General features: G+C 68.0%; 20 protein-coding genes and 1 pseudogene. 13 read left to right on the top strand and 8 right to left on the bottom strand.

What is annotated here, in order from left to right; genetic code table 11:
• The first annotated feature begins 1 nt into the window (after position 1).
• Genes V8Z74_RS21890 through V8Z74_RS21905 form a run of 4 tightly spaced genes read left to right on the top strand, consistent with a single transcriptional unit; the run spans position 2 to position 3,272 of the window.
• Complete coding sequence (locus V8Z74_RS21890; RefSeq protein ID WP_349711154.1) at positions 2-517, top strand: nucleoside deaminase; 516 nt, start codon at positions 2-4, stop codon at positions 515-517.
• Between the two features lie 40 nt (positions 518-557).
• Complete coding sequence (locus V8Z74_RS21895) at positions 558-1,583, top strand: ABC transporter substrate-binding protein (RefSeq protein WP_066476626.1); 1,026 nt, start codon at positions 558-560, stop codon at positions 1,581-1,583.
• Positions 1,584-1,640: 57 nt separating this feature from the next.
• Positions 1,641-2,486, top strand: coding sequence for an ABC transporter ATP-binding protein (locus V8Z74_RS21900; protein ID WP_349711155.1), 846 nt, complete (start codon positions 1,641-1,643; stop codon positions 2,484-2,486).
• 18 nt (positions 2,487-2,504) lie between these two features.
• Positions 2,505-3,272: an ABC transporter permease gene (locus V8Z74_RS21905; RefSeq protein WP_349711156.1), complete on the top strand. Its 768-nt coding sequence runs from the start codon at positions 2,505-2,507 to the stop codon at positions 3,270-3,272.
• A 790-nt stretch (positions 3,273-4,062) separates the two neighbouring features.
• Here the strand turns inward: V8Z74_RS21905 and V8Z74_RS21910 are convergent.
• From V8Z74_RS21910 to V8Z74_RS21945, 8 genes are all read right to left on the bottom strand, one after another.
• The gene (locus tag V8Z74_RS21910; protein WP_349711157.1) at positions 4,063-4,893 is read right to left on the bottom strand and encodes an urease accessory protein UreD; all 831 of its coding nucleotides are present in this window, start codon (positions 4,891-4,893) and stop codon (positions 4,063-4,065) included.
• Positions 4,894-4,904: 11 nt separating this feature from the next.
• Positions 4,905-5,597: an urea ABC transporter ATP-binding subunit UrtE gene (gene urtE, locus V8Z74_RS21915; RefSeq protein WP_349711158.1), complete on the bottom strand. Its 693-nt coding sequence runs from the start codon at positions 5,595-5,597 to the stop codon at positions 4,905-4,907.
• A 54-nt stretch (positions 5,598-5,651) separates the two neighbouring features.
• Positions 5,652-6,527 carry an urea ABC transporter ATP-binding protein UrtD gene (gene urtD / locus V8Z74_RS21920; RefSeq protein ID WP_349711159.1) on the bottom strand — a complete coding sequence of 292 codons (876 nt, stop codon included), beginning with the start codon at positions 6,525-6,527 and terminating at the stop codon, positions 5,652-5,654.
• Positions 6,524-7,705: an urea ABC transporter permease subunit UrtC gene (gene urtC, locus V8Z74_RS21925; protein ID WP_349711160.1), complete on the bottom strand. Its 1,182-nt coding sequence runs from the start codon at positions 7,703-7,705 to the stop codon at positions 6,524-6,526. Before urtC ends, urtD begins: the two co-directional genes overlap by 4 nt.
• A 131-nt stretch (positions 7,706-7,836) precedes the next feature.
• Positions 7,837-9,438, bottom strand: a complete 1,602-nt coding sequence (gene urtB / locus V8Z74_RS21930) for an urea ABC transporter permease subunit UrtB (protein ID WP_349711178.1) — start codon at positions 9,436-9,438, stop codon at positions 7,837-7,839.
• 98 nt (positions 9,439-9,536) lie between these two features.
• On the bottom strand, positions 9,537-10,808 hold the full coding sequence (gene urtA, locus V8Z74_RS21935) for an urea ABC transporter substrate-binding protein (protein ID WP_349711162.1): 1,272 nt from the start codon (positions 10,806-10,808) through the stop codon (positions 9,537-9,539).
• Positions 10,809-11,000: 192 nt separating this feature from the next.
• Positions 11,001-11,720: a DUF4198 domain-containing protein gene (locus V8Z74_RS21940; protein ID WP_349711164.1), complete on the bottom strand. Its 720-nt coding sequence runs from the start codon at positions 11,718-11,720 to the stop codon at positions 11,001-11,003.
• Positions 11,721-11,739: 19 nt separating this feature from the next.
• Entirely contained in the window at positions 11,740-13,758 is a 2,019-nt protein-coding gene (locus V8Z74_RS21945) for a TonB-dependent receptor (protein ID WP_349711165.1), read from the bottom strand.
• A 302-nt stretch (positions 13,759-14,060) separates the two neighbouring features.
• Between V8Z74_RS21945 and V8Z74_RS21950 the strand changes: the two genes are divergently transcribed.
• The 9 genes and pseudogenes from V8Z74_RS21950 to V8Z74_RS21990 all read left to right on the top strand — a co-directional run.
• Positions 14,061-14,363, top strand: coding sequence for an urease subunit gamma (locus tag V8Z74_RS21950; RefSeq protein ID WP_349711166.1), 303 nt, complete (start codon positions 14,061-14,063; stop codon positions 14,361-14,363).
• 44 nt (positions 14,364-14,407) lie between these two features.
• Entirely contained in the window at positions 14,408-15,007 is a 600-nt protein-coding gene (locus V8Z74_RS21955) for a HupE/UreJ family protein (RefSeq protein ID WP_349711167.1), read from the top strand.
• A 13-nt stretch (positions 15,008-15,020) separates the two neighbouring features.
• Positions 15,021-15,326: an urease subunit beta gene (locus V8Z74_RS21960; protein ID WP_349711169.1), complete on the top strand. Its 306-nt coding sequence runs from the start codon at positions 15,021-15,023 to the stop codon at positions 15,324-15,326.
• Positions 15,326-17,044: an urease subunit alpha gene (gene ureC, locus V8Z74_RS21965; protein ID WP_349711171.1), complete on the top strand. Its 1,719-nt coding sequence runs from the start codon at positions 15,326-15,328 to the stop codon at positions 17,042-17,044. Before V8Z74_RS21960 ends, ureC begins: the two co-directional genes overlap by 1 nt.
• Before the next feature lie 15 nt (positions 17,045-17,059).
• A complete protein-coding gene (locus V8Z74_RS21970; protein WP_349711173.1) occupies positions 17,060-17,533 on the top strand; it encodes a GNAT family N-acetyltransferase in 474 nt (157 codons plus the stop codon).
• Positions 17,534-17,547: 14 nt separating this feature from the next.
• Positions 17,548-18,069 carry an urease accessory protein UreE gene (gene ureE, locus V8Z74_RS21975; protein ID WP_502879593.1) on the top strand — a complete coding sequence of 174 codons (522 nt, stop codon included), beginning with the start codon at positions 17,548-17,550 and terminating at the stop codon, positions 18,067-18,069.
• Positions 18,053-18,778, top strand: a complete 726-nt coding sequence (locus tag V8Z74_RS21980; protein ID WP_349711174.1) for an urease accessory protein UreF — start codon at positions 18,053-18,055, stop codon at positions 18,776-18,778. The genes ureE and V8Z74_RS21980 overlap by 17 nt, the downstream gene beginning before the upstream one ends.
• Positions 18,775-19,440: an urease accessory protein UreG gene (gene ureG, locus V8Z74_RS21985; RefSeq protein ID WP_349711175.1), complete on the top strand. Its 666-nt coding sequence runs from the start codon at positions 18,775-18,777 to the stop codon at positions 19,438-19,440. Before V8Z74_RS21980 ends, ureG begins: the two co-directional genes overlap by 4 nt.
• Positions 19,441-19,654: 214 nt before the next feature.
• Positions 19,655-19,804 (top strand): annotated as a pseudogene (locus tag V8Z74_RS21990) (porin); the annotation flags it as partial.

Consider the following 19,804-nt stretch of genomic DNA (forward strand, 5'->3'; position numbering starts at 1 on the left):
TATGGCAGATTCCACCCCCTCCATGCCTGTCGAATGCAGGCTCCACGAGCACGACGGCCGCCATCTGCGCCAGGCCATTGCGCTGGCCGACCGGGCCCGCGCGCGCGGCAACCGGCCTTTTGGCGCGCTCATCGTCGGCGCCGACGGCAGCGTGCTTGCACAAGCCTCGAATGCCAACGGCGAAAGCGGCGACTGCACGGCACATGCCGAGCTGTCGGCCATCCGCGCAGCCAGTCCGCATCACACCCGCGAACAGCTTGCGGGCGCCACGCTCTATTCGTCGGCGGAGCCCTGCGTGATGTGCGCAGGCGCCATCTTCTGGTCCGCCATAGGCCGCGTGGTCTACGGCATAGACGCGGTGCGGCTGCGCGCCTTCCGTGGCGAGCGGCTGGACCAGAAAGACGCCGAGCTGTCCTGCCGCGATGTCTTCGCGGCCTCCTCGCACCCCATCGAATGCATAGGCCCGGCGCTGATCGAGGAGGCCTCGGCCTCCCACCGCGGAGCCTGGAAAAGCTGATCCCCATTCCCGTTTTCATTTCATCAGAGAGGAAGCCACCATGCAAAAACGACTGTTCCTGCACACCGTACTGGCGCTGTCCGCCTGTGCCGGCCTGGCGCCGGCACAGGCCGCCACACCGCTGAAATTCCAGCTCGACTGGCGCTTCGAAGGCCCGGCCGCATTCTTTCTCCAGCCGGCTGCAAAGGGCTACTTCAGGGAAGCAGGCCTGGATGTCGCCATCGACGCGGGCAGCGGCTCGGGCGGCGTGGTGCAGCGCGTGGCCTCGGGCGCCTACGACATGGGCTTTGCCGACCTGGCCGCGCTGATGGAGTTCCAGGCCAACAACCCCGACGTACCCAACCAGCCCGTGGCCGTGATGATGGTCTACAACAACACGCCTGCCTCGGTGATGGCGCTGAAGAAAAGCGGCATCGCCAGGCCTGCCGACCTGACGGGCAAAAAGCTGGGCGCGCCGGTGTTCGACGCGGGCCGGCGCGGCTTTGCGCTGTTCGCCAAGGCCAACCAGGTGGGATCCGTTCAGTGGACGGCCATGGATCCGCCGCTGCGCGAGACCATGCTGGTGCGCGGCGATGTGGATGCGATCACCGGCTTCACCTTCACCTCGCTGCTGAACCTGGAGGCACGCGGCGTCAAGGCCGCCGACATCACCGTGATGCCTTTCGCCGACTACGGCGTCAAGCTCTACGGCAACGCCATCATCGCCAGCCCCCGGCTCATCAAGGAGAACCCGGCAGCGGTGAAGGCCTTCCTCCAGGCCTTCACCCGGGGCGCCAGGGAAGTCATGGCCGACCCCGGCGCGGCCATTGCCTATGTGAAGGAACGCGACGGCATCGTCAACACACAGCTGGAAACACGTCGTCTGCAACTGGCCATTGCCACCGTGGTGAACACCCCCGACGCGCGCGCAGAAGGCTTCGGCCAGATCGCGCCCACGCGCCTGGCGCTGATGGCATCGCAGGTCTCGGATGTGTATGGAACCAAGACGCGGGTCAAGCCGGAAGCCGTCTGGAACGGCAGCTTCCTGCCCACGGCCGCCGAACGCCATGTGCTGCCCAGCAAGTAAGCATCAATTTCAATAGCTACCAGCGCTTTCCACACAAGCGCCTGAACCGGTTTTTCTATGCAATCTGTTGAATCCGACCCTGCAGCTCCTTTCGTGGAATTCCGCGATGTCTGGCTGGCCTACAACGAGGAGCTGCTGCGCGCCAACCACTTTGCCGTGGAGGGCATCGACCTGCAGGTGCGCCGCGGCGAGTTCATCGCCATCGTCGGCCCCTCGGGCTGCGGCAAGTCCACCTTTATGAAGCTGACCACGGGGCTGAAGATGCCGTCCATCGGCCGCATCCTCGTGGCCGGCGAGCGCGTGACCGGGCCGCTCAAGATCTCGGGCATGGCCTTCCAGGCGCCGTCGCTGCTGCCCTGGCGCACCACGGTGGACAACGTGCTGCTGCCGCTGGAGATCGTCGAGCCGCACCGCGGCCGGTTCAAGGCCCGGCGCCAGGAGTACGAGGCCCGCGCCCGCACGCTGCTGCAGAAGGTGGGCCTGGCCGGCTACGAGGACAAGTACCCCTGGCAGCTGTCGGGCGGCATGCAGCAGCGCGCCAGCATCTGCCGCGCGCTGATCCACGAGCCGCAGATGCTGCTGCTCGACGAACCCTTCGGCGCGCTCGACGCCTTCACCCGCGAGGAGCTGTGGTGCATCCTGCGCGACCTGCAGGCCGAACAGGGCTTCAACGTCATCCTCGTCACGCACGACCTGCGCGAGAGCGTGTTCCTGGCCGACACGGTCTACGTGATGAGCAGGAGCCCGGGCCGCTTCGTCGTGCGCCGCGAGATCGACTTTCCGCGTCCGCGCGATCTGGCGCTGACCTATACGCCCGAGTTCACCGACATCGTGCTCGAGCTGCGCGGCCACATCGGCGCCATGCGCCACGCCCCGGCCGGCGGCGCCGCCATCCACCCATAAGACCAGAGGGAACATCGCATGCAACGCAAGAACGTGGAACGCTGGGCGCCGTGGGTGGTGCTGCTGGCCGTCATCGTGCTGTGGCAGATCATCTGCTCGGGCTTCGGCGTGTCGGAATTCATCTTTCCCAGCCCGATGACCATAGGCCGGCAGCTGGCCGAGTTCAGCGGCGTCATCGCCGGCCACGCCTGGCGCACCTTCTGGGTGACGATGGCGGGCTTCGGCCTCGCCATCGTGGTGGGCGTGCTGCTGGGCTTTTTGATCGGCTCGTCGCGCCTGGCCTACGCGGCCTTCTACCCGCTGATGACGGCCTTCAACGCGCTGCCCAAGGCGGCCTTCGTGCCCATCCTCGTGGTGTGGTTCGGCATCGGCGCGGGGCCGGCCATCCTCACGGCCTTCCTGATCAGCTTCTTCCCGATCACGGTCAACATCGCCACCGGCCTGGCCACGCTGGAGCCCGAGCTGGAGGACGTGCTGCGCGTGCTGGGCGCCAAGCGCTGGGACGTGCTGGTCAAAGTCGGCCTGCCGCGCTCGCTGCCCTACTTCTACGCCTCGCTCAAGGTGGCGATCACGCTGGCTTTCGTGGGCACCACGGTGAGCGAGATGACGGCCGCCAACGAGGGCATTGGCTATCTGCTGGTGTCGGCCGGCTCGTCGATGCAGATGGGGCTGGCCTTCGCGGGCCTGATCGTGGTCGGCGCCATGGCCATGCTGATGTACGAGCTGTTCAGCGCCATCGAGAAGCACACGACGGGGTGGGCGCGGCGGGGGTCGCAGGGGGAGTGAGGTTTGCGCTGCGGCGCTATCAATATCATTGCTGCTGGCGCTTGATACTCCTTTGATTCAGGTTGAATTTATTCTGAAACCATTGAATAGCAAGCGCGAGCAGCTATATTTTTTATGGGCAGAGGCCGGGAGTTCGTCCCGGCGGCCGACCTACTTTTCTTGCGCGCGCCGGAGTGCCGGCCACAAGAAAGTAGGCAAAAGAAAGCGCCCCTGCTGTCTGCGACCCCGCTGCGCAGCAGCGGGGCAACCTGTGGCGGGACGTTTGCGGGGTGCGCCGTGGAACTCGACTCCGCGCCAAGGCGCTCCGCTCGAACAACCCCGGCGAGTCAGACCACGAAGCATGCGCGCTCCGACGCGCATGCCACCCCGCAAACGCCCCGCCACAGGCGCAGCCAGAAGGGGGTTGCACGGGCCATCGCTTCGCTCGGCCCCAGTGAACTGCCGAGCGAAGCGATGGCACGTGTGGCTGTTGGGGTTCCCTTCTGTCCGTGCCGAGAAGCACAGGGCGCGGGGCCGCATGCGCGTCGGAGCGCGCATGCTTCGTGGTCTGACTTGCTGCGGTTGTTTGAGCGGAGCGCGCCTTGGCGCGCGGAGTCGAGTTCCGCAGCAGGCCCCGCGCCCGAGCATCACAGGTTGCCCCAGCGCCTGCGGCGCTGGGGTCACGGACAGCAGGGTCGCCTTTCTTTGCTACTTTCTTTGTCGAAGCAAAGAAAAGTAGGTCGCCCGCCGGGGCGAAATCCCGGCCTCCGCCCTCCGCAGGAAGCCCGTCATTGGACTCGAACCAATGACCTCACATCGCCCAAATCCGCGGCATCCCTCCCGCCAGCCGCCAGAGTTGGCTACGCCACAGCGCCCAGGCGCTTTTCCAGAAGACCATGGCCGGCTCCACCACCGGCGCCAGCGCACGCAACACCACCATGTGGTCGTTGGGTGCGGTCACGCCGGCCAGCACATCCGGGGGAGCGGCCTGCAGCAGTTCGTGCGTGACCTCCAGCAATGCCTCGCGCTGCGCCCGGGGCAAGGGCGTGCCGCTGGCGAAGACCAGGCTCGCCAGGCAGCGCCGGCCGGCCAGGCCCAGGTCGCCGTCGAGCAGCAGGTGGTCGTGCGCCGCGATCACGCCGCGCTCCAGAAAGTGCCCCGGCCATTCCAGGTGCTGGGTGAAGCGGCCCTGCTCGAAGGGCTGGCCGGCCAGCGGCAGGCCCAGGGCCGTCACGTCCCAGGCCAGCAGCTGCGCGCCTTCGGCCAGGTCCAGCTCCAGGTGGTTGACCGCGTCGCAGGCGTTGTAGGCAATGGCTTCCAGCGGCAGCCATTCCAGCCGCGCGCCGGGCGCCAGGCTGAGCCGCGTGCGCTGCAGCGCCGGCTGGCCCAGGCTCTTGTAGAAGCGCGTGGCGCCCGGCGTGGTGACCAGCGCGTGCGCGCCCTCGCCCACGCGCACGGCGATGTCGAGCACGTCGCCGCCGACCAGGCCGCCCGGCGGATGCACCAGCACGTTGTGGCAGATGCCCGGCCCCTCCGGGTACAGGCTCTTGAGCACGCGCAGCGGCCCGTCGTGCGTGAAGTGCACGGCCGTCCTGCCCTGTTGCGCGCGGTAGTCGAGGTTCAGTTGTGCATGCCAGCCCATGGGCACCGATCTTAGATCGCCACCAGGCGCTGGATGCCCTTTTCCTGCATCTCGCTGCCCGGCCCGCTGGCGATGACCTCGCCGCGCTCCATCACCACGTAGTGGTCGGCCAGTTCCTCGGCGAAGTCGTAGTACTGCTCGCACAGCACGATGGCCATGTCGCCACGGTTCGCCAGCATGCGGATGACGCGGCCTATGTCCTTGATGATGCTGGGCTGTATGCCTTCGGTGGGCTCGTCGAGGATGAGCATGCGCGGCCCTGGCGCCAGTGCGCGGGCGATCGCCAGCTGCTGCTGCTGCCCGCCCGAGAGGTCGCCGCCCCGCCGGTGCAGCATTTGCTTGAGGACCGGGAACAGCTCGTACAGCTCGCCGGGGATGCGCGTGCCCGCCGGGCTGTAGGCCAGGCCCATGCGCAGGTTCTCTTCGACCGTCAGGCGCGCGAAGATCTCGCGGCCCTGCGGCACATAGCCTATGCCGGCGCGCGCGCGCTCGTAGGGCGTGCTGCGCACGATGTCGCGGCCCTGCCATTGGATGCGGCCACTCTTGATGGGCACCAGGCCCATCAGGCTCTTGAGCAGCGTGGTCTTGCCCACGCCGTTGCGGCCCAGCAGCACGGTGATCTGGCCGATCTCGGCCGTCAGGTTCACGTTGCGCAGGATGTGCGAGCCGCCGTAGTACTGGTGCAGGTTCTGAACTTCAAGCATTTTTGGCCTCTAGCCCTTATGTATCAATCGCAAGCAGCTATTGTTTTTGAATCATCAACGCCCGAGGTATACCTCGATCACGCGCTCGTCGGCCTGCACCTGGGCCAGCGGGCCTTCGGCCAGCACGGCGCCGTCGCACAGCACCGTGACCTTTTCGCTGATGGTGGCGATGAAGCCCATGTCGTGCTCCACCACCATCAGCGAGTGTTTGCCCTTGAGCGTGAGGAACAGCTCGGCCGTGCGCGCGGTCTCCTCGTCGGTCATGCCGGCCACGGGCTCGTCCAGCAGCAGCAGCCTGGGCTCCTGCACCAGCAGCATGCCTATCTCCAGCCACTGCTTCTGGCCGTGGCTCAGCAGCCCGGCCTGGCGCGTGACGCTGCCGGCCAGGTGGATGGTGTGCAGCACCTCGGCGATGCGGTCCTTCTGCGCGCCGTTGAGGGCAAAGCGCATGGACGCGGCCACGCCCTTGTGCGTCTTCAGCGCCAGCTCCAGGTTCTCGAACACCGTGAGCTGCTCGAACACCGTGGGCTTCTGGAACTTGCGGCCTATGCCCATGGCGGCGATCTGCGGCTCGTTGTAGCGCAGCAGGTCGATGGTGGAGCCGAAGAACACCGTGCCGCGGTCGGGCCGGGTCTTGCCGGTGATGATGTCCATCATCGTGGTCTTGCCCGCGCCGTTGGGGCCGATGATGCAGCGCAGCTCGCCGGGCGCGATGTCGAGATTCAGGCCATTGATGGCCTTGAAGCCGTCGAAGCTCACGTGCACGTCCTCCAGGTAGAGGATGCGGCCGTGGGTCACGTCCACCTCGCCGGCCACCACGGGCCGCGCCATGCTGGCGCTGCGCCCGCCGGATTCGGTGCGGTGCCCGCTGCGGTGTTCGCGGTAGTGCTGCAGGCGCTCGCTACCCGCTTCCATCAGGTCGGGCGTCATGCCAGTGCCTCCTTGACAGGCGTACTCTTCAACGCTGCCGATTGCGCGCGGCGCCCGGCGCGCCAGTCGCGGATCTGCTGCGGCAGGCGGATCAGGCCGCCGGGCATGAACAGCGTGACCACGATGAACAGCGCGCCCAGCACGTACAGCCACGACTCGGGCGCGGCCACGGTGAGCCAGCTCTTGCCGCCGTTGACGGCAAAGGCGCCGATGATGGGGCCGACCAGGCTGGCGCGCCCGCCCACGGCCGTCCACACGGCCATCTCGATGGAGTTGCCCACGCTCATCTCGCCGGGGTTGATGATGCCCACCTGCGGCACGTAGAGCGCGCCGGCCAGGCCGCACATCATGGCCGAGATGACCCAGACCGAGAGCTTGTAGGGCAGCGGGTTGTAGCCGCAGAACATGGTGCGCGACTCGGCATCGCGCACGGCCTGCAGCACGCGGCCGTACTTGCTGCGGATCAGCCAGCGCGAGAACAGGAAGCAGCCCAGCAGCGCCAGCCCCGACAACGCGAACAGCAGCACGTGCATGGACGGGGTGTTCAGCGAAAAGCCGAGAATGCTCTTGAAGCCCGTGAAGCCGTTGTTGCCGCCAAAGCCCGTTTCGTTGCGGAAGAACAGCAGCATGGCCGCATAGGTCAGCGCCTGGGTGATGATGGAGAAATACACGCCCTTGATGCGCGAGCGGAAGGCGAAGTAGCCGAACACGCCGGCGATCACGCCCGGCACCAGGAACACCAGCAGCACCGTGGCCGTGAAGCTGCCCGACAGCGCCCAGTGCCAGGGCAGCTGCTTCCAGTCCAGGAAGCCCATGAAGGCGGGCAGCGCGCCCGGCCCCGCGGCCTCGCGCATCAGGTGCATGCCCATCACATAGCCGCCCAGCGCGAAGAACAGCCCGTGGCCCAGGCTGAGGATGCCGGTGTAGCCCCAGATCAGGTCGATGGCCAGGGCCACGATGGCGTAGCACATGAGCTTGCCCAGCAGCCCCACCAGGTAGTCGGACAGGTGCAGCGGGTGGCCCTCGGGCACCCACAGGTTCAGGGCCGGCGCCACCGCGCAGACCACGATGAGCGCGGCCAGGAACACGGCCCAGCCCCGGGCGCCAAGCAGGGGCTCGGGAGCGGGCAGTGCCGTGGGCGGCATGGTTGCGCGAAAAACAGGTGGAGCAGTTGTCATATCCATGATCCCGGGCACAACGTTTGAAAAGATCGGCTCTCGACAGCGACGGCGAGCAAAGGCCGCCCTGCAGCGAGGCTGTCGTCTCCCTTCCAGGGGGAAAGCGCAAGGCGCTTCAGGGGGTAGTCCATCTATGCCTCGGCGCTGCGGCCCTTGAGGGCGAAGATGCCTTGCGGACGTTTCTGGATGAACACCACGATGAACAGCAGCACGGCGATCTTGGCCAGCACCGCGCCCGTCCATCCTTCGAGCAGCTTGGACAGCACGCCCAAGCCCAGGGCCGCATACACCGTGCCCGCGAGCTGGCCCACGCCACCCAGCACCACGACCAGGAAGGAGTCGACGATGTAGTTCTGGCCCAGGTCCGGCCCCACGTTGCCGATCTGGCTCAAGGCGCAGCCGGCCAGGCCCGCGATGCCGGAGCCCAGCGCGAACGCATAGGTGTCGGTGCGTGCGGTGTTCACGCCCACGCAGGACGCCATGGCGCGGTTCTGCGTGACGCCGCGCACGAACAGGCCCAGCCGCGTCCTGGCGATCATGAAGGCCACGGCGCCCAGCACCGCGAAGGCGAAGGCGATGATGGCGATGCGGTTGAACGGCAGCGTGAGATTGGGCAGCAGCATGACGCCGCCGCTCATCCACGCGGGGTTTTCCACGCCCACGTTCTGCGCGCCGAACAGGCTGCGCACCGATTGCTGCAGCACCAGGCTGATGCCGAAGGTGGCCAGCAGCGTCTCCAGCGGGCGGCCGTAGAGGAAGCGGATCACGCCGCGCTCCAGCACCGCGCCCACCAGAGCCGCGGCCGCGAAGGCCACGGGCACGGCCACGACCAGGTACCAGCCGAACAGGCCTGTAGGCAGCCAGCGCTGGAACAGCACCTGCACCAGGTAGGTCGCGTAGGCGCCGATCATGATCAGCTCGCCATGCGCCATGTTGATCACGCCCATCAGCCCGTAGGTGATGGCCAGGCCCAGGGCCGCCAGCAGCAGCACCGAGCCCAGGCTCAGGCCGCTGAAGACCGCGCCCAGGCGCTCGCCCCAGGCCAGCGATTCGGCAATCGCCGGCAGCGCGGCCTGGATGGCCTTCTGCACTGCGGGGTCGGTCTCGTCGGCCAGGCGCTGGTTCAGCAGCAGCTGGGTCTCCGGCGTCTTGAGCTGCGCCAGCTGCCGCACCGCCCGCAGGCGCTGCGCGGCGTCGTCGCTGCCCAGCAGGCTGGCGGCGCGGGCACGGCCCAGCAGGGCCTTGACCTGTTCATCGCTCTCGCCGGCCAGGGCCTTGGCGATCAGGGGCAGCCGGGCGGCATCGGGCTCGGCCGCCATCTGCCGCGCGGCCTTGCGGCGCTGCTGCACGTCGCTGCTGGAAAGCGCCAGCGCGGCCTGCGCGGATTCGATCACGCCGCGCAGGTAGTTGTTGTTGACGACTTCCTCGGCATCGGCAGGCAGCGTGGCGGCTGCGCCGGTGGCGGGGTCGGTGGCGCGATCACCCTGGACGACATAGGCCTTGCCGCCGGCGGTGCGCACCGCGTCATCGGCCAGGGCCTGCAGGTAGGCGGCAGTCCTGCCAGTGGGGCCGCCCGCATCGGGCGCCAGCACCGCGGCGTTGATGGCCGCGGCGCGCGCGTCGTTGTCCTCGGCCGCCGCCATGGCAAAGGCCTGCTCGGCGGTCAGCGCGTGGCTGTGCAGGGACAGCAGCAGGCCCAGTGCACTCACCCATGCCAGGTGCAGGATTTTCATAGTCAAAACCACCTCCAGCGCTTACCCATCAAGCGCCAGCAGCTATCATTTTCATAGATACCACCCGGCCAACACCGCGCCGGCCGGGCGGTGCGCCATCAGGAACTGCTCTTGCCGTCCGGCTCGTCCTTCTTCTTGTCGTTGCCTTCGATGAACGGGCTCCAGGGCTGGGCCTTGACCGGGCCCTTGGTCTTCCAGACCACGCTGAACTGGCCGTCGGCCTTGATCTCGCCCACCATCACGGGCTTGTGCAGGTGGTGGTTCTTCTCGTCCATCTTCACGCTGAAGCCGTCGGGCGCGGTGAAGGTCTGGCCGGCCATGGCGGCGATGACCTTGTCGGTATCGGTGCTCTTGGCCTTTTCCACGGCCTGCTTCCACATGTGGATGCCGATCCAGGTGGCCTCCATCGGGTCGTTGGTCAGCGGCTTGTCCTTGTGGCCGGCGATGCCCTTGGCCTTGGCGTAGTCGCTCCACTGCTTGATGAAGGCCGTGTTGGTGGGGTTCTTCACGCTCATGAAGTAGTTCCATGCGGCCAGGTGCCCGACCAGCGGCTTGGCGTCCACGCCGCGCAGTTCCTCCTCGCCCACGCTGAACGCCACCACGGGCACGTCCTTGGCCTTGAGGCCGGCATTGCCCAGCTCCTTGTAGAAGGGCACGTTGGAGTCGCCGTTGATGGTGGAGATCACCGCCGTCTTGCCGCCGGTGGAGAACTTCTTGATGTCGGCCACGATGGTCTGGTAGTCGCTGTGGCCGAAGGGCGTGTAGGTCTCGAGGATGTCGGCGTCCTTCACGCCCTTGGACTTGAGGAAGGCGCGCAGGATCTTGTTGGTGGTGCGCGGGTACACGTAGTCCGTGCCCAGCAGCACGAAGCGCTTGGCACCGCCGCCCTCTTTGCTCATCAGGTACTCGACGGCCGGAATGGCCTGCTGGTTGGGCGCGGCGCCGGTGTAGAAGACGTTCTTGGACAGCTCCTCGCCCTCGTACTGCACGGGGTAGAACAGCAGACCGTTGTTCTGCTCGAATACCGGCAGCACGGACTTGCGCGACACGCTGGTCCAGCAGCCGAAGACCACGGCTACCTTGTCCTGCGTGATCAGCTGCTTGGCCTTCTCGGCGAACAGCGGCCAGTTGGAGGCCGGGTCCACCACCACGGGCTCGAGCTTCTTGCCCAGCACGCCGCCCTTGGCGTTGATGTCGTCGATGGCCATCAGCACCGTGTCCTTGAGCACGGTCTCGGAGATGGCCATGGTGCCCGAGAGGCTGTGCAGCACGCCGACCTTGATGGTGTCGGCCGCCCGGGCCTGGGTGCCCAGCCCCAGGCCCAGAGCCAGGGATGCAGCCAAAGTGGTGAGGGATCCGCGACGATTCATTTCAGAACTCCAACGACGTTTTGCTCGGTCACTATCGACCGCAGTCGTTGAAACGCAATTACCATGCCATGGCGTCCCTGCCCTGGCTGCACCCTTTTTGGCAGGACCTGGCCGCGCCCTCTGCACCACCGCAGTGCCCGCGCACCAGAACAGGACTGGAGCCGGGTGCGGACTGCAAGCCCATGCCCCATTTCAATGCGCGGCAAAGCGCAGCAGGTATTCGTAGCTGTTCTCGGTGGTGCGCGCATCGCCCTGCACCGGCACGCGCAGGATGGCCTGCAGGGTATTGGTGCCCGGCGCCGGCACCACGCTGGCCATGCCCTGTGCGTCGCTGGTCACTGGCGAGCCATGCTCGCCCCAGCTCAGCCGCACGCCGGCGCGGGGCCGGCCGTCCAGCAGCACCAGCACCTTCAGCGGCTGGCCCGCCTGGGGCGGGCGGCCCTGCAGGGGCACCAGCTCGAACATCTGGCCCAGGGGCTTTTGCAGCACCGCGCCCCACTGCACCACGGTCTTGTGGAACTTGCGCGCATGCACGCCGCGCACGGCGCCGGGGTTGCGGTCCATGGGCAGGGGTTGCATCTGCGCGTCGCCGCCCGGGGTGCTGAAGAAGCCGTTGTCCAGCTCCACGGCAATCAGCGCGGCCCGCGCATCGGGCCTGATGCGGATGCCATCGGACAGGCGCTGCACCTCGCTGGCTACCGGCCGGCCGCGCAGGTCGTAGGCATGCACGCGCTGCAGCTTGGCAGGGTCGAAAGGCTCGACCTGGCCTTCGTGGCCGCCGAACTGCATCACGTAGCCGCCTTGCGCGTCGAGCTCCAGCCACACGTTATGGGCCTGGGCGGTGCCGGCCAGCAGCAGTGCGCCGCAGGCCATGGCGCGCAGCGGGATCGAAAGGCTTGGGATAGGCAACATCAAAGTCCTCTTTTCAGATTCAGAGCGAGACCTGCAAACCCAGCTGCAGCGTGCGCGGCGCGCCGGGCGCCACCAGGCGCTCGCCGCCGATCAGCACTGTGGTGCTGGCATAGCGGGCATTGCCCGCATTGCGCAGCCACAGGCTGAGAGTGGCGTTGCGGGCCACGCCGGCGGGCAGGCGGTATTGCAGGCCGAGGTCCGCCCAGTGGTAGGCGCCGGCCCATTCGGTGTTGGCCGCATTCAGGGCACTGCGGCCCACGTGGCGCAGCACGGCGTGCACGGTCAGGTCGGCGCGCGGGCTCCAGCGCGCATGCACGGTGCTGGTGGTGCCGGGCACGCCGCTGACCTGGCGGCCGATCAGAGCGGCATCGGCGTTCTGCGTGACCCGCGAGCGCGCGCGGCCCCAGGCCCATTCGATATGCCAGTCGCTGCGCGGCAGCCAATGCAGCTTCAGCTCTGCGCCCTGGCGCAGCGTGGCGCCGAAGTTCTCGTACTCGCCCGGCGCCGTGTTGCGGATCTCCTGGCTCGACGTGATGCCGTAGACCGCGGCATCCACCAGCCACCGCGCCGAGGGCTTCCACTGCAGGCCCAGCTCGGTCTGGCGGAAGATGTTGGACTCCAGCTCGCGCGCACCCAGCGCGTATTTGGCAAAGTCGCTGGGCAGGGCAAAGCCCTCGGCCCAGCTGGCCCGCAGCGCCATGCTGGCGCCAAGTTGCGCCGACACGCCCAGCTTGGGGCTGGCATGGCTGCGGCTTGCCATGCGGCCGCAGGGATCGTCGCCGTCTTCCGGCCCCAGCGGGCGGCAACTGCCCGTGAAGCGATCCCGGCGCAGCGCGGCCGTGGCCTGCAGCCAGTCGTTGGCCTGCCAGCCGGCCTGGCCGTAGGCCGCGGTGTTGACCAGCTGCGTGCGGCGGTCGTCCAGCGCCGGCCCGATGCGCCGCCGCGCATCCACGCCATCCCAGTAGCCGTAGTCGGTGGATTCGCGCACCTGCTCCAGGCCCAGCATCCAGTCCAGCGCGCCGCCGCCCAGCGCGGCCTTGCCGGCCAGGTTCAGGCCCGCGCCGCGCACGCTGCGCTCGTAGTCCTCCTCGCGCTGCATCCAGCGGCCGGCGCGCGGCCGGGTAAACCAGCGGGTGAACTCCTGCCGCGTGCCATAGGCAAAGCCCAGCAGGCGGGTGCCGCCGCCCAGGTCGTAGCCGGCATCCAGGCGCAGCGTGCCGAAGCGCTTGCGCGAGCCGTCGCCGACCACCCGCGCATCCTGGCCCTGCGGATCCTGCCGCCACTGCGCCTCGGTCAGGTAGCCGGGCGAGTCGCCGCGGGCCTCGTGCCAGCGGCCGGACAGGGCTACATCCAGTCGCGGCGTCACGCGGTGCTTCCAGGAGCCGCTGAGCGTGCTGCGCGAAAAGCCGGCATCCGGCCGCGCGCCGTCGCCGCGCACCTGCTGGGCCGCGAGGTTGAGCTGATCGCCCGACTCCAGCGTCTGCCCGATGGCCAGTTGCGTGTCGAGCAGGCCGTGCGAGCCTGCGGTCACGTCGATGTCGCGGTAGCTGCCGCTGCGGCGCGTGCGCAGCTCGATCAGCCCGGCACGGTTGTAGTTGCCCTGCAGCACCGACGTGGGGCCTCGGTGCACGGCAGCCTGCTCCAGCTCCAGCGGCACGACCACGTTCAGGTCGAAGTAGCCGTCGGCGTGCGACATGGCCTCGTTCAGCGGTATGCCGTCCAGCGTGGCGGCAATGTCGCCGCCGTGGCCGCCGCCGGCAAAGCCGCGCAGCACCACGGCATTGGCCACGCCGTTGATCTGGTAGCTGGTGACATGCATGCCGGGCACCTTGCTCCACAGCGACTCCAGCTCCTGCACGGGCTGCTCGCGCACCTGCTCGCCGTCCAGCGTGGTCACCGAAAACGGCTGCTGCGCGGCGTCCAGCGCCTGGCCCTTGACGGTGATGGCGGGCAGCTCGGCAGGAGCCTCCTGGGCCATGGCCACGAGACCCAGCTCCCACAGGAGCCCGCAGCAGGCAAGGCGTGGTTTCAAAGGCATGGAATGCTCCCCCGATTTTTTTGGAGCCCATGCCGTGCAAGCTTCATGCCATCGATACTGCACCGCAATGCACCGTCAAATGCACCACAAGAAGGCATCGGCCGTTCAGGACAAGGTGCACCAGACGCGGATGCACCACAAATGCGCAGCCATCTGCATTTTTCCATTCACGCACCAGGCCGGCGCACTGGCATGGCAATTGCTTCGGTCCTGTACCATGCAACTCACACCGCGCGCGCCCGGCTGGCTTCCTGGCTTTCCGAGCCACAGGGCTCACGTCTTCCAGCATCGAGTGAAACACCATGGAACTCACACCGCGTGAAAAAGACAAGCTGCTGATCTTCACGGCCGCGCTGCTGGCCGAGCGCCGCAAGGCGCGCGGCCTCAAGCTCAACTATCCCGAGGCCGTGGCCCTGATCAGCGCCTACGTGATGGAGGGCGCGCGCGACGGCAAGAGCGTGGCCCAGCTGATGAGCGAGGGCCGTACCGTGCTCACGCGCGCCGACGTGATGGAGGGCATCGCCGAGATGATTCCGGACATCCAGGTCGAGGCCACCTTCCCCGACGGCACCAAGCTGGTCACGGTGCACGAGCCGATCGTTTAAGGTTTTTTCGCTCTTCAACCCTTACCCATCAAGCGTCAACAGCTATGAAAAAGATAACAGCCATCGCTCTCGCCGCCCTGCCTGCCCTGCCCATCGCCGCGCTGGCCCACAGCGGCAGCCAGGCGCACACGCACGGCCTGCTGGACAGCTTCATGCAGGGCCTGGCCCATCCGTTCACCGGACTCGACCACCTGGCCGCGATGCTGGCCGTGGGTGTGTGGAGCGCATTGACCGTCACGCCGGCCTGGCGCGCGCCGGCGGCCTTTGTGGCATTGCTCGTGGCCGGTGCGCTGGCAGGCTTTGCCGGGCTGTGGGTGCCGGGCGTGGAGCCCATGATCGCCGCCTCGGTGCTGGTGCTGGGCCTGCTGGTGGCCGTGCAGAAGCAGATGCCCTGGGTGCTGGCCGCCACGTTGGCGGGCGTGTTCGCGTTCTTCCATGGCGCAGCCCATGGCTACGAGCTGGCGGGCGATACCGGCCTGACGGCCCTGGGCGCGCTGGCCGGCATGGCGCTGGGCTCGGCGGCCCTGCATGTCGCCGGCATGGCCCTGGGCCATGCCGTGGTGCAGCGCCACCGCTGGCTCGCGCGGCTGGCCGGCGCGGCCACGGCCCTGCTCGGAGCCTTCCTGCTGACCCGCCTGGCCTGAGCGGAGGTGCGCCATGATCCCCGGTGAACTGTTCATCGACGACGGCGAGCACGTCCTCAACCCCGGCCGCCGCACCGTCACGCTGGTGGTGCACAACGCCAGCGACCGGCCCATCCAGGTGGGCTCGCACTACCACTTTGCCGAGACCAATGCCGGCCTGGCCTTCGACCGCGCCGCGGCGCGCGGCATGCGCCTGAACATCGCCTCGGGCATGGCCGTGCGCTTCGAGCCCGGCCAGCAGCGCACGGTGGAGCTGGTCGACATCGCCGGCGACCGGCAGATCCACGGCTTTCGCGGCCTCGTGATGGGAGCACTCTGATGGCCACGATGAACCGGCGCGCCTACGCCGAGACCTATGGGCCCACCACCGGCGACCGCGTGCGGCTGGCCGACACCGACCTCGTCCTCGAGGTGGAGCGCGACTTCACGCTGGCTGCGGGCGGCTATGGCGAGGAGGTGAAGTTCGGCGGCGGCAAGACCATCCGCGACGGCATGGCGCAAAGCCAGCGCAGCCGTGCGCAAGGCGCCATGGACACGGTGCTGACCAACGCCCTCATCATCGACCACTGGGGCATCGTCAAGGCCGACATCGGCCTGAAGGACGGGCGCATCGCCGCCATCGGCAAGGCCGGCAACCCCGACACGCAGCCGGGCGTGGACATCGTCATCGGCCCGGGCACCGAGATCATCAGCTGCGAAGGCAGCATCGTCACGGCCGGCGGCATAGACACCCACATCCACTTCATCGCCCCGCAGCAGATCGAGGAGGCGCTGACCAGCGGCGTGACCACCATGATCGGCGGCGGCACGGGCCCGGCCACCGGCACCTTCGCCACCACCTGCACGCCCGGCCCCTGGAACCTGGAGCGCATGCTGCAGGCGGCCGATGCCTTTCCGATGAACCTGGGCTTCCTGGGCAAGGGCAATGCCAGCCAGCCCCAGGGCCTGCACGAGCAGATCGCGGCCGGCGCCATCGGCCTCAAGCTGCACGAGGACTGGGGCAGCACGCCGGCGGCCATCGACAACTGCCTCACCGTGGCCGAGGACACCGACACCCAGGTCGCCATCCACACCGACACGCTCAACGAAAGCGGCTTCGTGGAGGACACGGTGGCCGCCTTCAAGGGCCGCACCATCCATACCTTCCACACCGAGGGCGCGGGCGGCGGCCATGCGCCCGACATCCTCAAGGTGGTGGGCGAGGCCCATGTGCTGCCCAGCTCCACCAACCCCACACGCCCCTACACGGTGAACACGCTGGACGAGCATGTGGACATGCTCATGGTCTGCCACCACCTGGATGCCGGCATCGCCGAGGACCTGGCCTTTGCCGAAAGCCGCATCCGCAAGGAGACCATCGCGGCCGAGGACATCCTGCACGACATCGGCGCGATCAGCATGTTCAGCTCCGACAGCCAGGCCATGGGCCGCGTGGGCGAAGTGATACTGCGCACCTGGCAGACCGCGCACAAGATGAAGCAGCAGCGCGGCGCCCTGCCCGGCGACAGCGCTCGCAACGACAACTTCCGCATCAAGCGCTACATCGCCAAGTACACCATCAACCCCGCGATCGCCCACGGCATCAGCCACGAGGTGGGCAGCCTGGAGGTGGGCAAGTGGGCCGACATCGTGGTCTGGAAGCCGGCCTTCTTCGGCGTCAAGCCCAGCTGCATCCTCAAGGGCGGGCTGATCGCCATGGCCGCCATGGGCGATCCCAACGCCTCCATCCCCACGCCCCAGCCCGTGCACTACCGGCCTATGTTCGGGGCGTTTGGCGGCGCGATCGCCAAGACCTCGCTGACCTTCGTCTCCCAGGCCGGCCTGGCGGCGGGCATAGGCCAGCGCTTCGGCCTGCGCAAGCGGCTGTCCGCCGTCAAGGGCATACGCGGCGTGCAGAAGCGCCACATGGTCCACAACGACCTGGCGCCGCACATGGAAGTGGATGCCCAGACCTATGTGGTGCGCGCCAATGGCGAGCTGCTGACCTGCGAGCCCGCCAGCAGCCTGCCGATGGCGCAGCGCTATTTCCTGTTTTGAAGCGATGATGGAACGATGAAGCTGCATTTCACCCTCGACCCGGCGACCGATCCGCGCGTGCTGGCCTTCCTGCAGGAGCACCTGGACGACATGCACCGCATCTCGCCGCCCGAAAGCGTGCACGCGCTGGATGCGAGCCAGCTGCGCCAGCCCGATATCCGCTTCTGGACCGGCTGGGCGCAGCACGAAGCCGGGCCGGCCCTGGTGGCCAGCTGCGCGCTCAAGCAGCTGGATGCCGGCCATGTCGAACTCAAGACCATGCGCGTGGGCGCGGCCTACCGCGGCTCCGCGGCGGCCCAGCAGGTGCTGGAGCATGCCCTGGCCCAGGCCCGCGCCATCGGCGCCACGCGCATCAGCCTGGAGACCGGCACCGAGGCCTTCTTTACACCGGCCCGGCGCTTCTACCAGCGCAACGGGTTCGTGCCCTGCGAGCCCTTCGGCAGCTACCATCCGGACCCGAACAGCTGCTTCATGACGCTGGCGCTCTGACCCTCTTTGCTCACATGCTGCAAGTCTCCAAATGCCTTCTCGCCGGCCAGGGGCTGGCCCCCAGCCTGCTCAAACGCGCCGCCTCGGTGGAACTGGACTGGGATGTGCGCCAGAAAAGCCGCTTCGCCGCCACCGACAGCCAGGGCCGCGAACTGGCCGTCTTCCTGCCACGCGGCCAGGCCGTGCGCGGCGGCGACGTGCTGGTGGCCGAGGACGGCTCGCTGATCCGCGTGCTGGCCGCGCCGCAGAAGGTGCTGCACATCACGGCCTGCGCCGAGCACGGCAGCCCCTTCGACCTGATGCGCGCCGCCTACCACCTGGGCAACCGCCATGTGCCCATCGAGCTGCAGCCCGACCACCTGAAGATCGAGCCCGACCATGTGCTGGCCGACCTGCTGCGCAGCATGCACATGACCGTGGTCGAGGCCGAGCTGCCCTTCGAGCCCGAAGGCGGTGCCTACGGCGGGCATGTGACCAACGACGGACACAGCCACCATCACCACGGCCATGGGCATCACCATGAGCACGGCCACTGAAGCCCCGCCGGGCATGGCCTCGGCCACGCTGCTGCAGCTGATGTGGCTGGCCTCGCCGGCGCTGCCCATCGGCGGCTTTTCGTACTCCGAAGGGCTGGAGGCGGCCGTCCATGCCGCCCACGTCACCACCGAGGCGCAAGCCGCCGGCTGGCTGGTGCAGCAGCTGCACCTGACCCAGGCGCGTGGCGACATGGCGGCCATCGCCCAGGCCCTGCCCGCCTGGCTGGGCGGCGACGTACAGCGCGTGCAGCAGCTCAACGGCTGGGTGCTGGCCACGCGCGAGACCAGCGAGCTGCGCCTGCAGACCGAGCAGATGGGCCGCTCGCTGGCCGACTGGCTGCGCAACCAGCACACGGCCGATGCCGGGCGCAGCGCGCAGATCCGGCAGCTGGCGGCGCTGTCGGGCCAGCGGCCGAGCTACCCCATCGCCTTTGCCCTGGCCACCGCCTTCACCGGGGCCGTGGCGCAGCAGGCCCTGCTGGCCTATGCCTTCGGCTGGGCCGAGAACATGGTGCAGGCCGCGATCAAGGCCGTGCCGCTGGGCCAGAGCGCGGGCCAGCGCATCCTGGCGCGCCTGGCCCGGGAAATCCCCGCCGCCGTGGCGCACGCCGAATCCCTGCCGGACGATGCGCGCCAGGCCTTCTCGCCCCTGCTGGCCATTCTCTCGGCCCGGCACGAGCACCAATACTCACGCCTCTTCAGATCATGACCTCTGCACTGCACCACATTCCCCGCCGCACCAAGAAGCTGCCGCCGCTGCGCGTGGGCATAGGCGGGCCCGTGGGCTCGGGCAAGACCACCATCCTCGAGATGCTGTGCAAGGCCATGCGCGACAAGTGGGACCTGGTCGCGATCACCAACGACATCTACACCAAGGAAGACCAGCGCCTGCTGACCATCAGCGGCGCGCTGCCGCCCGAGCGCATCATGGGGGTGGAGACCGGCGGCTGCCCGCACACGGCCATCCGCGAGGACGCATCGATCAACCTCGAGGCCATAGACCGCATGCTGGGCCAGTTTCCCGATGCCGACATCGTCTTCATCGAATCCGGCGGCGACAACCTCGCGGCGACCTTCAGCCCCGAGCTCAGCGACCTGACCATCTACGTGATCGACGTGGCCGCGGGCGAGAAGATCCCGCGCAAGGGCGGCCCCGGCATCACCAAGAGCGACCTCTTCGTCATCAACAAGACCGACCTCGCGCCCTACGTTGGTGCGGACCTGGAAGTGATGCGCGCCGATACCGTGCGCATGCGCTCGACACCTGCGGGCGTCAAGCCCTTCGCCATGACGAATCTCAAAACCCAGCAAGGACTCTCCGATGTCGTGGCATTCATCGAGAACAAGGGCCTGCTGACCCTCCGTGCATAGGCCATCCCGCGCCGCAGCTGCGACTGGGCCAGCGAAGACCGCCTGCCTGCAGCCCGGCGCCGGGCATCCGCAAAGAGGCAAGCCGCTCGGAAATCCCGGCCGGACAGGAAAGAGCCTGTTGGCATGGGTATTGCTTGGATCTGGATTCCTTCCAGTCCCTGCTCCGGCATTTCACACCGCAATTCCTATATAGCAATCAATCAAGAGAGGCTCCATGAAAAAATCGTTCATCGCACTCGCTGCGGCCCTGGCCTGCTGCGCTGCTGCACAAGCGCAAAGCACCGTCCAGCTCACCGGCCTGGCCGACATGTACGCCGGCTCCGTCAAGATGGCCGGCCAGGACCGCAAGTCGGTCGTGGGCTCC

Origin of the sequence: Comamonas sp. w2-DMI, from assembly GCF_040187735.1 — a bacterium.
In the GTDB taxonomy this organism is placed as follows: domain Bacteria; phylum Pseudomonadota; class Gammaproteobacteria; order Burkholderiales; family Burkholderiaceae_C; genus Comamonas; species Comamonas terrae.

Bases quoted from the DNA above. Each gene is read 5' to 3' on its own strand.
- V8Z74_RS21910 (WP_349711157.1), bottom strand. From the start codon at position 4,893: ATGGGCTGGCATGCACAACTGAACCTCGACTACCGCGCGCAACAGGGC.
- V8Z74_RS21895 (WP_066476626.1), top strand. From the start codon at position 558: ATGCAAAAACGACTGTTCCTGCACACCGTACTGGCGCTGTCCGCCTGT.
- V8Z74_RS21900 (WP_349711155.1), top strand. From the start codon at position 1,641: ATGCAATCTGTTGAATCCGACCCTGCAGCTCCTTTCGTGGAATTCCGC.
- urtA (WP_349711162.1), bottom strand. From the start codon at position 10,808: ATGAATCGTCGCGGATCCCTCACCACTTTGGCTGCATCCCTGGCTCTG.
- urtD (WP_349711159.1), bottom strand. From the start codon at position 6,527: ATGACGCCCGACCTGATGGAAGCGGGTAGCGAGCGCCTGCAGCACTAC.
- V8Z74_RS21955 (WP_349711167.1), top strand. From the start codon at position 14,408: ATGAAAAAGATAACAGCCATCGCTCTCGCCGCCCTGCCTGCCCTGCCC.
- urtE (WP_349711158.1), bottom strand. From the start codon at position 5,597: ATGCTTGAAGTTCAGAACCTGCACCAGTACTACGGCGGCTCGCACATC.
- ureC (WP_349711171.1), top strand. From the start codon at position 15,326: ATGGCCACGATGAACCGGCGCGCCTACGCCGAGACCTATGGGCCCACC.
- V8Z74_RS21945 (WP_349711165.1), bottom strand. From the start codon at position 13,758: ATGCCTTTGAAACCACGCCTTGCCTGCTGCGGGCTCCTGTGGGAGCTG.
- V8Z74_RS21940 (WP_349711164.1), bottom strand. From the start codon at position 11,720: ATGTTGCCTATCCCAAGCCTTTCGATCCCGCTGCGCGCCATGGCCTGC.
- V8Z74_RS21960 (WP_349711169.1), top strand. From the start codon at position 15,021: ATGATCCCCGGTGAACTGTTCATCGACGACGGCGAGCACGTCCTCAAC.
- V8Z74_RS21970 (WP_349711173.1), top strand. From the start codon at position 17,060: ATGAAGCTGCATTTCACCCTCGACCCGGCGACCGATCCGCGCGTGCTG.
- V8Z74_RS21980 (WP_349711174.1), top strand. From the start codon at position 18,053: ATGAGCACGGCCACTGAAGCCCCGCCGGGCATGGCCTCGGCCACGCTG.
- V8Z74_RS21905 (WP_349711156.1), top strand. From the start codon at position 2,505: ATGCAACGCAAGAACGTGGAACGCTGGGCGCCGTGGGTGGTGCTGCTG.
- ureE (WP_502879593.1), top strand. From the start codon at position 17,548: ATGCTGCAAGTCTCCAAATGCCTTCTCGCCGGCCAGGGGCTGGCCCCC.
- urtC (WP_349711160.1), bottom strand. From the start codon at position 7,705: ATGACAACTGCTCCACCTGTTTTTCGCGCAACCATGCCGCCCACGGCA.
- urtB (WP_349711178.1), bottom strand. From the start codon at position 9,438: ATGAAAATCCTGCACCTGGCATGGGTGAGTGCACTGGGCCTGCTGCTG.
- ureG (WP_349711175.1), top strand. From the start codon at position 18,775: ATGACCTCTGCACTGCACCACATTCCCCGCCGCACCAAGAAGCTGCCG.
- V8Z74_RS21890 (WP_349711154.1), top strand. From the start codon at position 2: ATGGCAGATTCCACCCCCTCCATGCCTGTCGAATGCAGGCTCCACGAG.
- V8Z74_RS21950 (WP_349711166.1), top strand. From the start codon at position 14,061: ATGGAACTCACACCGCGTGAAAAAGACAAGCTGCTGATCTTCACGGCC.